At 63.7% G+C, this 12,192-nt stretch carries 12 protein-coding genes; 2 read left to right on the top strand and 10 right to left on the bottom strand.

What is annotated here, in order from left to right:
- Nucleotides 1-7: 7 nt before the first annotated feature.
- The 5 genes from J9892_RS01160 to J9892_RS01140 are packed head-to-tail and all read right to left on the bottom strand — an operon-like array spanning nucleotide 8 to nucleotide 4,286.
- A complete protein-coding gene (locus J9892_RS01160; protein WP_210537924.1) occupies nucleotides 8-655 on the bottom strand; it encodes a tetratricopeptide repeat protein in 648 nt (215 codons plus the stop codon).
- A gap of 1 nt (nucleotide 656) precedes the next feature.
- Nucleotides 657-1,499 carry an SDR family oxidoreductase gene (locus J9892_RS01155; protein ID WP_210537923.1) on the bottom strand — a complete coding sequence of 281 codons (843 nt, stop codon included), beginning with the start codon at nucleotides 1,497-1,499 and terminating at the stop codon, nucleotides 657-659.
- Nucleotides 1,496-2,152: an iron-containing redox enzyme family protein gene (locus J9892_RS01150; RefSeq protein ID WP_210537922.1), complete on the bottom strand. Its 657-nt coding sequence runs from the start codon at nucleotides 2,150-2,152 to the stop codon at nucleotides 1,496-1,498. The genes J9892_RS01155 and J9892_RS01150 overlap by 4 nt, the downstream gene beginning before the upstream one ends.
- Nucleotides 2,149-3,630 carry an AMP-dependent synthetase/ligase gene (locus J9892_RS01145; protein WP_210537921.1) on the bottom strand — a complete coding sequence of 494 codons (1,482 nt, stop codon included), beginning with the start codon at nucleotides 3,628-3,630 and terminating at the stop codon, nucleotides 2,149-2,151. The genes J9892_RS01150 and J9892_RS01145 overlap by 4 nt, the downstream gene beginning before the upstream one ends.
- Nucleotides 3,627-4,286: a thermostable hemolysin gene (locus J9892_RS01140; protein ID WP_210537920.1), complete on the bottom strand. Its 660-nt coding sequence runs from the start codon at nucleotides 4,284-4,286 to the stop codon at nucleotides 3,627-3,629. The genes J9892_RS01145 and J9892_RS01140 overlap by 4 nt, the downstream gene beginning before the upstream one ends.
- A 183-nt stretch (nucleotides 4,287-4,469) precedes the next feature.
- Here J9892_RS01140 and J9892_RS01135 point away from each other — a divergent pair, with 183 nt between their 5' ends.
- Both J9892_RS01135 and J9892_RS01130 read left to right on the top strand, forming a co-directional pair.
- The gene (locus J9892_RS01135) at nucleotides 4,470-5,111 is read left to right on the top strand and encodes a class I SAM-dependent methyltransferase (protein WP_210537919.1); all 642 of its coding nucleotides are present in this window, start codon (nucleotides 4,470-4,472) and stop codon (nucleotides 5,109-5,111) included.
- A 74-nt stretch (nucleotides 5,112-5,185) separates the two neighbouring features.
- The gene (locus J9892_RS01130; RefSeq protein ID WP_210537917.1) at nucleotides 5,186-6,406 is read left to right on the top strand and encodes a winged helix-turn-helix domain-containing protein; all 1,221 of its coding nucleotides are present in this window, start codon (nucleotides 5,186-5,188) and stop codon (nucleotides 6,404-6,406) included.
- Nucleotides 6,407-6,473: 67 nt separating this feature from the next.
- On the opposite strand, the gene frdD is transcribed toward J9892_RS01130, so the two are convergent.
- The 5 genes from frdD to J9892_RS01105 all read right to left on the bottom strand — a co-directional run bounded on the left by frdD (nucleotide 6,474) and on the right by J9892_RS01105 (nucleotide 12,160).
- The gene (gene frdD, locus J9892_RS01125; protein WP_043762147.1) at nucleotides 6,474-6,830 is read right to left on the bottom strand and encodes a fumarate reductase subunit FrdD; all 357 of its coding nucleotides are present in this window, start codon (nucleotides 6,828-6,830) and stop codon (nucleotides 6,474-6,476) included.
- A 10-nt stretch (nucleotides 6,831-6,840) separates the two neighbouring features.
- Complete coding sequence (locus J9892_RS01120; protein WP_043762146.1) at nucleotides 6,841-7,239, bottom strand: fumarate reductase; 399 nt, start codon at nucleotides 7,237-7,239, stop codon at nucleotides 6,841-6,843.
- A 16-nt stretch (nucleotides 7,240-7,255) separates the two neighbouring features.
- On the bottom strand, nucleotides 7,256-7,990 hold the full coding sequence (locus J9892_RS01115; protein WP_210537915.1) for a succinate dehydrogenase/fumarate reductase iron-sulfur subunit: 735 nt from the start codon (nucleotides 7,988-7,990) through the stop codon (nucleotides 7,256-7,258).
- Nucleotides 7,983-9,767: a fumarate reductase (quinol) flavoprotein subunit gene (frdA, locus tag J9892_RS01110; RefSeq protein ID WP_210537913.1), complete on the bottom strand. Its 1,785-nt coding sequence runs from the start codon at nucleotides 9,765-9,767 to the stop codon at nucleotides 7,983-7,985. The genes J9892_RS01115 and frdA overlap by 8 nt, the downstream gene beginning before the upstream one ends.
- A gap of 515 nt (nucleotides 9,768-10,282) precedes the next feature.
- On the bottom strand, nucleotides 10,283-12,160 hold the full coding sequence (locus tag J9892_RS01105) for a methyl-accepting chemotaxis protein (RefSeq protein WP_010673807.1): 1,878 nt from the start codon (nucleotides 12,158-12,160) through the stop codon (nucleotides 10,283-10,285).
- Between the last annotated feature and the right edge of the window lie 32 nt (nucleotides 12,161-12,192).

Raw genomic sequence — 12,192 nt, 5'->3', positions numbered from 1 at the left:
CCTGTATTTACAGCTTGGCGAGACGCTCGCGGATCTCCTGTCTGCGGCCCTCGTCCGCCAGCTCGCGCCCCGGGCGGGCAGGGGCGGCCAGGGCCTTGTCTAGGTAGACCTTCGCCTGGGCCTTGTCCCCCTGATCCAGCAGGAAGTCGCCGTAGAAGAAGTTGGGGTCGATGCCGGTGGGGTTGATGGCGAGCGCCTGCTTGAGCAGCTGCTCCGCCTTCTCGTCATCGCCAAAGCCTACCGGCCAGCCCGGCACCTGGTAATAGAGCGAACCCAGGCTGGTGTAGGCCGAGCCGTCCAGCGCCTTGGGATCCTGCTTGATGGCGATCTCCAGCTTGGCCTTGGCCTCCTTCACCAGACTCAGTGCCCCCAGCCCGCCCTTGGCACCAGCCCAGGTGCTCTTGACGATGGCGGACCAGATCAGCAGATCGGTACGAAACGCCTCCTTGGCACTCGCCTCATCGGCCTTTGCACTCAGGGTCTCCAGGCAGCTCTCCTTGGCCTTGCCGGTCTGCTGGTACTGGCAGTGGGCCCATTGCTGCTGGATGGCTGGCAGGGCATCGGCGGCCCGGGCCAGGGGGCTGACCAGCGTACCTCCCAGAGTGAGCAGCAGGAGGCCGTGGGCGACGCGGGGACGGAATGTGGCGTGTTTCATCTCAATGTTCCTTCTCGTTCGTAGCGGAGGACCCGTGGGGAGGGTGACCCGGGGCGTGGGAGCGGCGGGCATGGCGTTCTATGATGGGGAGCTGCCTGGCCAGCGCCAGATCCACCACGGCGGGCAGCAGGGCGTTGAGGCGCACGAACAGCTTCTCCGGCCAGCCGAGCCAGTAGCGTCGCGTCTCGTTGCACAGGGCGATGACGGCCTCCTCGGCCACGTCCTGGGGGCTGTCGGTGTGGGTGCCGAGCTCGGCATTCATGGCGTAGGCCGCCTCGGAGTTGAGCAGGGTGCGGGTGGCACGGGGGGCGAAGTGGATCACCTTGATGCCGCTCCCTTCCAGCTCCCGTCCCAGCGCCTCGCTGAAGCCGCGCAGGGCGAACTTGCTGGCACAATAGACGCTGTAGCCAGCAAAGCCGATGGCCCCGAGGCTGGAACCCACGTTCATGATGATGGCGGGTTTGCGCAGCCTTGGCAGCAGGGCGCGGGTGAGCTGGATGGGCGCTTCTATGTTGAGCAGCACCTGGCGCGTCACCTGCTCGCCGCTCTGATCTTCCAGCCAGGCGAACTGGTTGCAGCCCGCGCTGTTGATCAGCACGTCCAGTCCCTCGTCCAGGGCCGGGTGTTGCAGCAACCGGGCACGCTCCTGGGGCGAGCCGAGATCGGCGCTCACCGACTGGTGGCGCTCCGGGTGGGGCAGCTCCTTGCGCAGGCGCTCCAGTGCGCCCGCCCGGCGCCCGTGCAGCAGCAGGTGAGCGCCCTGGGCCGCCAGCTCCATGGCCAGGGCTTCACCGATGCCGCCGCTGGCACCGGTGAGCAGTATGCGTTTCCCTTCTAACTTCATTGAGCGGATCCCGTGAGCTGATAGAGCATGTCGCCGTAGAGGCGGTAGACCACCTTGGCGGCGTGAATGATGGCGGCCTGATCGGCGGGGTTCTCCACCCGGTCCATCAGGGACTCGAAGAACTTGAGGTGTTCCTGATCCAGGGCACCGTGGGAGCTCAGGTAGCTCATGGCCTGGGGGGGCAGGCCGAGGCCGCTCTTGAGCTGGTCTGCGACGGTCAGGGCGATGGCGACGCTGGTGCCTTCCAGCACCTGGACCATGCCGAAGAAGCCCATGGGATTGCCGCGCTGGATCTGGTCGTAGAGGAAGGCCACCATCAGCTCGATGGGCAGGCCGGGCTGGCCGTGGCGCACCGCCTCGGCATCGCCGCCACAGGCGCGGATGTCATTGAGGATCCACTCCTGATGGCCGTACTCCTCGTCGATGTACTCCCGGATGGCGCCGCGTACCCACTCGTACTCCTGGCCCAGCTTGCCACCGGTCGCCATCAGGAGCGGCACCGTGTGGCGCACGTGATAATAGGCCTGCGCGAGGAAGGCAAGGTAGGTGTCGCGATGAATGTCGCCACGGCGACAGGCCTCGATGATGGGGGCGTTGAACAGGCGCTCGCGCTCGGTGGCGGTGGCCTGTTGCAGGGTCTGGTAGAAGCTCATGAGGTTTCTCCTGTGAGGCATTGGCGTATCTGCCGGGAAAAGTGCTGATAAATCTCGTCGCGACGGGGGCGGCCGTTGGCGGTCAGCAGGCCGGGGTGTTGATCCAGGGCCGCCGGCAGCCAGTGATGAATGCGGGCGTAGTCGGGCAGCTGCTGGTTGAGCCTGGCTATCTGCTCCGGCAACTGGGGCTGGGTGCCCGGCAGCGGCTGGATCAGGGCCACGTTGGCGGGCTGGCCGTCGCCGAAGACCACGATGCGGGCGATGGCCGGACAGAGCTGGGCCTGGGCCTCCACCCATTCCGGCGAGAAGTTGCGGCCAAAGGCGGTGATCTGCACGTTCTTCTTGCGCCCGGTGATGTGCAGGAAGCCCTCGGCATCCAGGTGGCCCAGATCCCCGGTGGCGATGGTTCCGGCGAGGGGGGCCTCTTCCCCCAGATAGCCCAGCATGGCGCTGCCGCTCACTAGGACCTCGCCGTCGGCGGCGATCGCTACCTGACAGTGGGGCAGGGGCAGGCCGACGCTGCCGGGGCGATCCCCCAGCGGGCCGTTGAGGGCCACGACGGAGCCGCACTCCGACAGGCCATAGCCCTCGTAGACCGGCAGCCCCAGTGAGCGGGCGTGGGCGATGAGATCGGGGGCGACCTTGCCCCCGCCGACGGCGATGAAGCGCAGCCTCTTGAGTGGCTCGGTCAGGGCCGGGGTGGTGCGGCACAGGGCCAGCAGCAGGCGCAGCAGTTCGGGCACCAGCACCAGGCTGTGGCTGGGCCAGCGTAGCAGGGCCTGGGCCAGGGTGGCCGGGTCCAGGGCGCTGGAGCCGGAGAAGCCGAGCTCCGCCAGCGAAGGAATGCGACTGCAGGCGCCGGTCAGCAGCGGCACATAGAGGCCGGTCAGATTCTCCAGCAGGGTGGCCAGCGGCAGCAGGGTCAGGTGCTGCTCAACCCGGGCCGGGGCGACCCGCTCTGCCAGGGAGGTGCAGACGGCGGTCATCTGTGCCAGGGATAGGCAGACCCCCTTGGGCTGGCCCGTGGTGCCGGAGGTATAGGTGATCTTGGCGGTGCCGTCGGGCAGCGCCGGGCGTCTGGCCGGGGTGCGCCGCCACAGGGGGAGCGCCTGCGCAGCCGGAGTGCCCGTCAACAGTTGCAGGTGGGGGGCGGCCTGCCAGCCCTCGTGCTTGGGGCCCACCAGGGCATCGGCGCCGCTGCTCTCCAGCAGCCAGGATTGTTGGGCCGGACTGAAGAAGTGGGGCACCGGGATGACGACGATGCCCGCCCGGGTGCAGGCCAGATCGAGCAGCGCCCAGGGCAGGCCGTTGTCGAGCTGCAGGGCCAGGCGTTCAATGCCGGCCTGTTGCAGGCGGTCGGCCAGCTGCTGGATCTGCTGCCACAGGGTCTGGTAGTCCAGCGCCCCCTGGCTGCCTTGCAGGGCCGGCTGGTGCGGTGTCTGGCTGGCGTGGCGGGCGATGGCGTCGAACAGGCTCATTGAGCGCACCTCATGTGATGGTCGAGACAGTGCTGGCTGAACAGGGTGGGCATGGTTTCCAGCAGGTTGAGCAGCAGGCTGTTCTGGGCCAGCACCTCGCGTCCCTGATTGATGTCGCCCACCATCACCCTGGGCTGGCAGCGGTAGTATTCCCCCCAGGCGCTGGCGTCGTCCCCCACCTGGTGAGCCTGGGCGGGGGCCAGCTCCACCGGGTTGAGGCGCAGACGGGTAAAGCTGTTGCGCAGTTTGGCGGTGCCGGTGAAGACCACGTAGTCGAGGGCGTTGTCGCACAGCAGCCGGCAGAGGGCGGCAAACATCAGGCGGGCATTGCCCGGCTGGCTGCAGGCAAAGTTGCCCACCTCTATGATGCGGTTGCGGGCCGGGCGCACCCCGAGGCAGGTCTCGATGGCGGCCTCCACGGGTTGCTCCAGATACTGTTCCAGATAGAGGCGCTCACCGCTGGCCTGCTTGAGCCCACAGGCCCCGACCAGCACGCCGTCGGCCCTGTAGAGCCCGAGCAGGCAGGGGAGAAAGTGGGGAATGCGGGCGTTGAACTCCAGGGTGTAGGCCGACTGGATATAGGTCTGCAGCGCCATGACCTGCTGCGGGGACTCGGCCAGGATCAACCTGTAGGGGGCTTGGATCTCTGTGGTCATGGTTGGCTCCTTCTTTTGCGATGGGTTGAGAGTAAAAGGGCAAACTTAAGAAACCCTTAAGGCATGAAAAAAGAGGCGAACGGGAGAGGGAGGCCGCACCGACCATGGGCACACAGACAAAACAGTTGCCAGCGGCGGGCGTGGCAGGCACTATGCCCCGCTGTCGCCACCCGAGGAGTCCCCATGTCATCCCCAGTTCGCTGTCCCCTCTGCTCATCCAGCCAACACTACCCCCTGCCGGTGGCAGGCAAGGGCTATCACCGCTGTCTGGCGTGCGAGCTGGTCTGGCTGGACGAGGCGGACCACCTGGACGAGGCGGCCGAAAAGGCGGTCTATGACGGGCACGACAACCGGGTGGACGATCTCGGTTATCGGCGCTTTCTGATGCGCGCGTTCGGGGAGGTGCTGGCGCGGGTGTCGCCCCCGGCCAGCGGCCTCGACTTCGGCTGCGGCCCGGGCCCGGCGCTGGTCGCCATGGGGCGGGAGGCGGGCTATGAGATGGCGGGCTACGACAAGTTCTATGCCGATGAGCCAGAGCTGCTGACGAGACAGTATGACTTTATCACCAGCACCGAGGTGGTGGAGCACCTCGCCGAGCCACGCGCCGTGCTGGACGGGCTCTGGGCCCGCCTCCACCCCGGCGGTGTGCTGGTTCTGCAGACCCAGCGGGTGCTCGGGGACGAGCGCTTCAAGACCTGGCGCTACCGCCACGACCCGACCCACATCGTCTTCTTTGCCGAGGCGTCGTTTCGCGCCTTGGCCGCGTGCTGGCAAGCAGAAGTCGAATTTCCCCATGCCGATGTGGCGGTCTTCACCAAACCCTGAGCGGGGCGTTTTCATTTGGTCATGAGTTGGGCATGCTGGTGGTTTGAATCCCAGGAACGGATGCCCCCATCGTCATGTCGACTCCCCACCTCTCACTGCAAGACGCCCGCCACCTGCAGCTCGCGGCCCAGGGGCTGCTGACGCCCCCCAGGCGCAAGGCGAGTCAGGCCGACGTGCTGGCCTGCATCCGCCGCATGGCGCTGCTGCAGATAGACACCATCTCGGTGGTGGCCCGCAGTCCCTATCTGGTGCTGTTCAGCCGCCTCGGCCAGTATGACCCCCGCTGGCTGGAGCAGCTGCTGGCCGGGGGCGACATCTTCGAGTACTGGGCCCACGAGGCCTGCTTCGTCCCCCGGGAGGATTACCGGCTGCTGCGCCACCGCATGCTGGATCCCGCCGCCATGGGGTGGAAGTTCTCGGCACAGTGGCTCAAGACCCACGGCGGCGAGATAGAGCAGATCGTGGCGCGCATCCGCGAGGAGGGGCCGGTGCGGGCGGCGGACTTCGAGCGCAAGGGGGGCAAGGGTAACGGCTGGTGGGACTGGAAGCCCGAGAAGCGCCACCTTGAGGTGCTGTTCACCGCGGGGCGCCTGATGGTGCGCGAGCGGCGCAACTTCCAGCGGGTCTACGATCTCGCCGAGCGGATCCTCCCCGAGTGGAACGACGAGCGGGATCTGCCGAGCCGGGAGCTGGCACAGCGGGACATGGTGCGGGCCAGCTGCCGGGCGCTGGGGCTGGTCAAGACCGGCTGGGTGGCGGATTACTACCGGCTGCGCCGCGGCAAGTACGACGCCCTGCTCCACCAGCTGGCGGACGAGGGGGAGCTGTTGCCGGTGCGGGTGGAGGGGTGGCAGCACGGCGCCTTCGTGCACGCCTCCCTGGCCGGCGAGCTGGCTCAGGCGCAGGTCGGCACCCTCAAGGCGACCCATACCACGGCCCTGTCACCGTTTGATCCTCTGGTGTGGGATCGCAAGCGGGCCAGCGAGTTGTTTGGCTTTGACTACCGCATCGAGTGCTATACCCCGGCTCCCAAGCGCCAGTACGGCTACTTCGTGTTGCCCCTGCTGCATCGCGGCAGGCTGGTGGGCAGGATGGACGCCAAGGCCCACCGCAAGGAGGGGGGGTTCGAGGTGAAGAGCCTCTATCTGGAGGCGGGGGTCAGAGTGACGCGCACCCTGGCGCAGGACTTGCTCAAGGCGCTGCAAAGGCTGGCCGACTGGCACCAGACCCCGCAACTGAGATACGGCGCCGTGCCCGCCCCCTTGCTGGGACTGTGGCAAAACGAGGTGGTGTGATTCGCCGGCTCCCAGACAAAGAAAAACCGGGCACCAGGCCCGGTTTTTTGATGGCGATCGGAACCGCTTACTGGAACACCAGCACCATCAGCAGGCCGACGGTGATGGCGGACACCAGGAAGGCGAAGCCATAGAACACGTAGTGGTGCAGCTTGGTGGTGTGGATCCCCAGGTCGTGCAGGCCGTGGTAGATGCGGTGCATGCCGTGCCAGACGGGCAGGGCGATGATCACCAGCAGGATGCAGGCACCCCACCAGGAGCTGGCGAATTCGAGCACGCGCTCGTAGCTCATGGTCTCCACGTCCATGATGCCCATGGGCACCAGCAGACCTGTGATGAGGACAATGACCGGCAGCAGCATGGCAACGACCATGCCACCCGCACCAAACAGACCCCAGTAAATTGGCTCGTCAGAACGTCTCATTGTTTTCTCCTCAGGCCACGATGATCAGGACAAGCAGGGATACCACCGCCAGCGCCACATACTGGGCGATGACGATCGGCTTCTCCGGCACCAGGTCTTCACCACGGAAGATGCGCATGGCTTTCGGGGCCAGGGCGAACCAGGTCTTGGCGTGGAACAGGCAGGCTGCCAGGGCGACGACGTGGAACAGGATGGCGATCGGGCTCTGCAGGGATTCCAGCCAGCCGTTGAACGCCTCCTGACCCTGGACCAGGCGCATCAGACCCCACATCAGCACCACGGCATAGATGGAGACGAAGATGCTGGTGCCTTCGCGGATCATGTAGCCGGTGTAGAAGGCATTCTTCAGCCACCAGTCTTTCTTCATCTCGCGCACGTAGGGCTTACGTTTGCTCTCAGTGTTGTTCATGGTCTCACTCCTGGTCTCAATCCGGCTTGAACATGGCGATCATGTAGTCCTTGGCGCTCTCGACCTTGCCAAGCTGGATGGCGGCGGCCGGATCCACGCCCTTCGGGCACACTTCGGAGCAGTAGCCCACGAAGGTGCAACCCCAGACGCCTTCGTCCTGGCTGATGATCTTCATCCGCTCCTTGGACGCGCTGTCGCGGTTGTCGGCGTTGTAGCGGTAGGCCAGTGCCAGGGCCGCCGGACCGGTGAACTTCTTGTTGATGCCGTACTGCGGGCAGGCGGCGTAGCACAGACCGCAGTTGATGCACATGGAGAACTGGTGATACTTCGCCATGTCGGCCGGGGTCTGGGTGTACTCGCCATCGCACAGGTTGCGCGGCTCGGCCGGGATGATGTAAGGCTTGATGCTCTCCAGCTTCTCGATGAAGTCGGACATGTCCACCACCAGATCGCGCTCGATCGGGAAGTTGTTGAGCGGCTCAATGGTCATCTTGCCCGGCAGGTAGTCCCGCAGGAAGGTCTTGCAGCCGAGTTTCGGAATGCCGTTGACCATCATGCCGCAGGAGCCACAGATCGCCATCCGGCAGGACCAGCGGAAGCTCAGGGTGGAGTCCAGTTGATCCTTGATGTACTGCAGGGCATCCAGCAGGGACATCTCTTTGAGGTAGGGCACCTGGAAGGTCTGCATCCAGGGCTCGTTATCCTGCTCCGGACGGTAGCGCAGGATTTCAATTTCGATCATCTCAGCCATTCTTCTTAGCCTCGTCTTGTTTCTCACCCTCGGAACCGTACACGCGCTTGGCCGGTTGGGATTTAGTGATCTTCACATCGGAATAGTCGATGGTCGGGGCCCCTTCGCCGTTGTAGAAGGAGAGAGAGTGCTTGAGGAAGTTCACGTCATCACGCTCTTCGTAACCGTCCAGACGCTGGTGGGAACCGCGGGACTCTTTCCGGTTGATGGCGGAGTGCGCCATGGCTTCGGCCACGTCCAGCATGTAGCCAAGCTCGATGGCGTACAGCAGATCGGTGTTGAAGACGGAGGACTTGTCGTTGATCTTGATCTTCTTGTAACGGGCCTTCAGCTCGTTGATCTTGTCGATGGTGCCCTGCATCAGCTCTTCGGTACGGTAGATACCGACGCCCGCTTCCATGGACATGCCGAGTTCATTGCGGATATCCGCCGGGTTTTCGGTGCCGTCGATGTCGAGCAGGGAGAGGTGCTGCTTGATGAGCGCCTCGGCCTTGGCGGCCAGGGCGGCGGTGTCGCCGTGAGCCTGGGTCTTGGCGAATTCACCGGCGTGTTCACCGGCCACCTTGCCGAAGACCACGATCTCGGACAGGGAGTTGGAACCCAGACGGTTCGCGCCGTGCAGACCGACGGAGGCACACTCGCCCAGGGCATAGAGGCCCGGCAGACGGGTGGCGCACTGGCCGTTGGTCTCGATGCCGCCCATGGTGTAGTGGGCAGTCGGACGCACCGGGATCGGCTCCTTGACCGGATCCACACCCACGTAGGCCTTGGCCAGTTCGCAGATGAAGGGCAGACGCTCCTTCAGATATTTCTCGCCGAGGTGGCGCAGGTCGAGGTGAACCACGTCGCCCATGGGGCCCTGGATCACGCGGCCTTTCTGCTGCTCCTGCCAGAAGGCCTGGGAGAGGCGGTCGCGCGGACCCAGCTCCATGTGCTTGTTCTTCGGCTGGCCGACCGGGGTTTCCGGGCCCAGACCGTAGTCTTGCAGGTAGCGGTAGCCATCTTTGTTCAGCAGGATGCCGCCCTCACCACGACAACCCTCGGTCATCAGGATGCCGGTGCCCGGCAGACCGGTCGGGTGGTACTGGACGAACTCCATGTCCCGCAGGGGCACGCCGTGGCGGTAGGCCAGGGCCATGCCGTCACCGGTGACGATGCCGCCGTTGGTGTTGTAGCGATAGACGCGGCCGGCACCGCCGGTGGCCAGCACCACGGACTTGGCCTGGATGAAGCGGGTGATACCGTTCTGGATGTCAAAGGTGACGACACCCTGGACGCGGCCATCTTCCACGATGAGATCCAGGCAGAAGTGCTCGTCGAAGCGCTTGATGCTCGGGTACTTGATGGAGGTCTGGAACAGGGTGTGCAGGATGTGGAAGCCGGACTTGTCGGCGGCGAACCAGGTACGGGGGATCTTCATCCCGCCGAAACGGCGCACGTTGGCCTTGCCATCGGGCTTGCGGCTCCAGGGGCAGCCCCAGTGCTCCAGCTGGATCATCTCGTTGGTGGCGTTTTCGACGAAGTACTCGACCACGTCCTGCTCGCACAGCCAGTCGCCGCCGGAGACGGTGTCATTGAAGTGGTTTTCGAGGGAGTCGTCATCGCGGACGACGCCGGCGGCACCACCTTCGGCAGCGACGGTGTGGCTGCGCATGGGGTAAACCTTGGAAATCAGGGCGATGTCCAGGTCGGGGTGGGCTTCTGCAATGGCGATTGCGGCACGCAGGCCACCGCCACCGGCACCGATGATGGCAACATCGGTCTTGATAATATCCACATCTGCCTCCTTAGGGATAGATTTGCTGGGCACGATTTTGCTCTATGAAAAAAATTCAGGCTTGATGCAAGTCAAACTGCTTTGTTTTAGTGCTTGGCAACGGTGATTTTTATTACAACCACCCCATTCCTTGGATGAAAATGCCGTCATTATCGCCATCCATCAGTGATCTGGATCAGCCGTACTCGCTACTCTGGTGATTTTAACTCCAAGATTATACGTAGTTTTCTTTCAAAAAAATGAGAAATGCCTCTCTTTTTGGGTATTACCCATAAAGTTTTTAAGTTTTTTATCAAAACAGTTTAATGATAACTATTATCACGATGACATATCGATATTAGGCATCAAAAAAGTAATGCGAATATAGCCATGACAGACTGCGCCCGTCTCCCACACATGGGCAAAAGGAGATGTCGATCACAGGGTTGAGGGTCTCGAAAGGGGATTATAACCGTTGAAACAAAAAGGGTTTATAAAAAAAGGGGCCTGAACGGCCCCTTTCTTCCCATGGTCGATCAGATGCGGAACATGCCGACCTGATTATTCAATTCACCTGAAATATTTTTAAGCTGGGCCGACAGATTGCGGGAGCTGTCCGCATCCACTGCCAGCTCGTCCGAGACATCCTTGACCGCCTGGATGTTGCGGCTCACCTCGTCGGTGACGGCACGCTGTTCCTCGGCGGCGCTGGAGATCTGGGTCGCCATGTCGGAGATCTGGTTGATGGAGGTGGTGATCTGCTCCAGTGCCTGGGTCGCATCGTTGGCATCTTCCACGCTGTTCTGGGCCAGCAGCTGACCCTCGTGCATGGTACTGACGGCGCCCTGGGTGTTGCGCTGCAGGGTCTCTATCATGCTGCGGATCTCGACGGTGGAGCTGTGGGTGCGCTGGGAAAGCACCCGCACCTCGTCGGCCACCACGGCAAAGCCGCGTCCCTGCTCGCCAGCCCGGGCGGCCTCGATGGCGGCGTTGAGCGCCAGCAGGTTGGTCTGCTCGGCGATGCCCTGGATGGTGGAGAGGATGGTGTTGATCTCCTGGGCGTTCTTCTCCAGTTCCTGAATGATGCCGGAGGCCTGCTTGACCTGGGTAGCGAGATCCGTGATGGAGCGCTGGTTGCGGGCAATCACCTGCTTGCCGTGCTCGCAACTGCTGGAGGAGCTGCGGGCCGCTTCCGCGGTCTGCTCGGCGTTGCTGGCCACTTCGACGGCGGTGGCGGACATCTCGTGCACTGCGGTCGCAATCTGGGAGATCTCGTTTTGCTGGCGGGCCAGCCCCTGGTTGGATTTCTCCGCCATGTCGTGGGAAGACCTGGCCTGCTGGTTGAGCTGGGTGGAGGAGTTGGAGATGTCCTGCACCATGACGTGGATGCGCTCGATGAAGGTGTTGACGTGCTTGGCGACGGTACCGACCTCGTCTTCACGCTCGATCTTGATGCGACGGGTGAGATCGCCGTTGCCGCGGGAGAGATCGGCAATCGCCTCGCCCAGGGTTTTCAGCGGCGCCAGGGAGCCGTTGATGGCGACATAGGAGAAGCCCGCCACGATGAGGATGGTCAGCAATCCCTGGATGAGGGCGGAGGTGACCATGCGGGAGACGGACTGGTAGGCGACCGCTTCGTCCACCACGATGCCGAAATACCAGTTGGTGTTGGGGATCTCGGTGAGGTCGAATACGCTTGCCTTGCCGCTGATATCCATCTCGGAGATGGTGTTGTCATGGGCCAGCTCGTTGACCTTGGCTGCCGTCAGCTCCGGGGAGATGGCGGTGGCGGGTTTGAGGGTCAGATCCTTGTCCGGGTGGGCGATGATGGTGCCGTTGCTGTCCACCAGAATGGCATAGGTGCCTTCCGAGTTCATGGCGAGCACGTCTTTCACCAGACCGTCGATGGAGACGTCACCGGCGATGACGCCGTCGGTGTTGCCACGACTGAAGGGCTCGGCGATGGTGATGATGAGCTGGCCGGTGGTGATGTCGGCATAAGGGGCCGTGATGGCGAGCTTGCCGGCGGCCATGGCGTCTTTGTACCAGGGGCGCTGGCGCGGATCATAGCCGGCCGGCAGATCGGTCGGCTTGCTCTGGATCATCCGGCCATCCTTGGTGCCCACATAGACGAGATCGAAGTTGCCCGCATTCATGGACTGGGCCAGGTGGCTGAGGGGCTCGTCTTCCTTGGCGAAGGCTTCCTTGGTGGCGGTGACGAGATTGATGCGGGCGTCGAGCCAGCGGGAGATCCCCTTGACGTTGGCGACCGAGCTGTCGTCGATGAAGCTCCAGATCAGCCGCTGGGTTTCACTGCGCAACTGGGAGGTGTTGTACCAGACCTGCAGGCCGGTGATGACCAGAATGATGGCCCCGATGGAGAGGACCAGCTTGTTCTTGATGGATAGGTTCATGTTTACATCCTTGTGAGCGTCAGTCAGAGATC

Source organism: Aeromonas sp. Prich7-2 (assembly GCF_017939255.1).
In the GTDB taxonomy this organism is placed as follows: Bacteria; Pseudomonadota; Gammaproteobacteria; order Enterobacterales; family Aeromonadaceae; genus Aeromonas; species Aeromonas caviae.
This window is presented reverse-complemented; position numbering and strand designations above follow the sequence as displayed.

Excerpts from the sequence above, each read along its gene's own strand:
- J9892_RS01155 (WP_210537923.1), bottom strand. The coding sequence starts at position 1,499 with ATGAAGTTAGAAGGGAAACGCATACTGCTCACCGGTGCCAGCGGCGGC.
- J9892_RS01150 (WP_210537922.1), bottom strand. The coding sequence starts at position 2,152 with ATGAGCTTCTACCAGACCCTGCAACAGGCCACCGCCACCGAGCGCGAG.
- J9892_RS01135 (WP_210537919.1), top strand. The coding sequence starts at position 4,470 with ATGTCATCCCCAGTTCGCTGTCCCCTCTGCTCATCCAGCCAACACTAC.
- J9892_RS01115 (WP_210537915.1), bottom strand. The coding sequence starts at position 7,990 with ATGGCTGAGATGATCGAAATTGAAATCCTGCGCTACCGTCCGGAGCAG.
- J9892_RS01160 (WP_210537924.1), bottom strand. The coding sequence starts at position 655 with ATGAAACACGCCACATTCCGTCCCCGCGTCGCCCACGGCCTCCTGCTG.
- J9892_RS01105 (WP_010673807.1), bottom strand. The coding sequence starts at position 12,160 with ATGAACCTATCCATCAAGAACAAGCTGGTCCTCTCCATCGGGGCCATC.
- J9892_RS01145 (WP_210537921.1), bottom strand. The coding sequence starts at position 3,630 with ATGAGCCTGTTCGACGCCATCGCCCGCCACGCCAGCCAGACACCGCAC.
- J9892_RS01130 (WP_210537917.1), top strand. The coding sequence starts at position 5,186 with ATGTCGACTCCCCACCTCTCACTGCAAGACGCCCGCCACCTGCAGCTC.
- frdD (WP_043762147.1), bottom strand. The coding sequence starts at position 6,830 with ATGAGACGTTCTGACGAGCCAATTTACTGGGGTCTGTTTGGTGCGGGT.
- J9892_RS01120 (WP_043762146.1), bottom strand. The coding sequence starts at position 7,239 with ATGAACAACACTGAGAGCAAACGTAAGCCCTACGTGCGCGAGATGAAG.
- J9892_RS01140 (WP_210537920.1), bottom strand. The coding sequence starts at position 4,286 with ATGACCACAGAGATCCAAGCCCCCTACAGGTTGATCCTGGCCGAGTCC.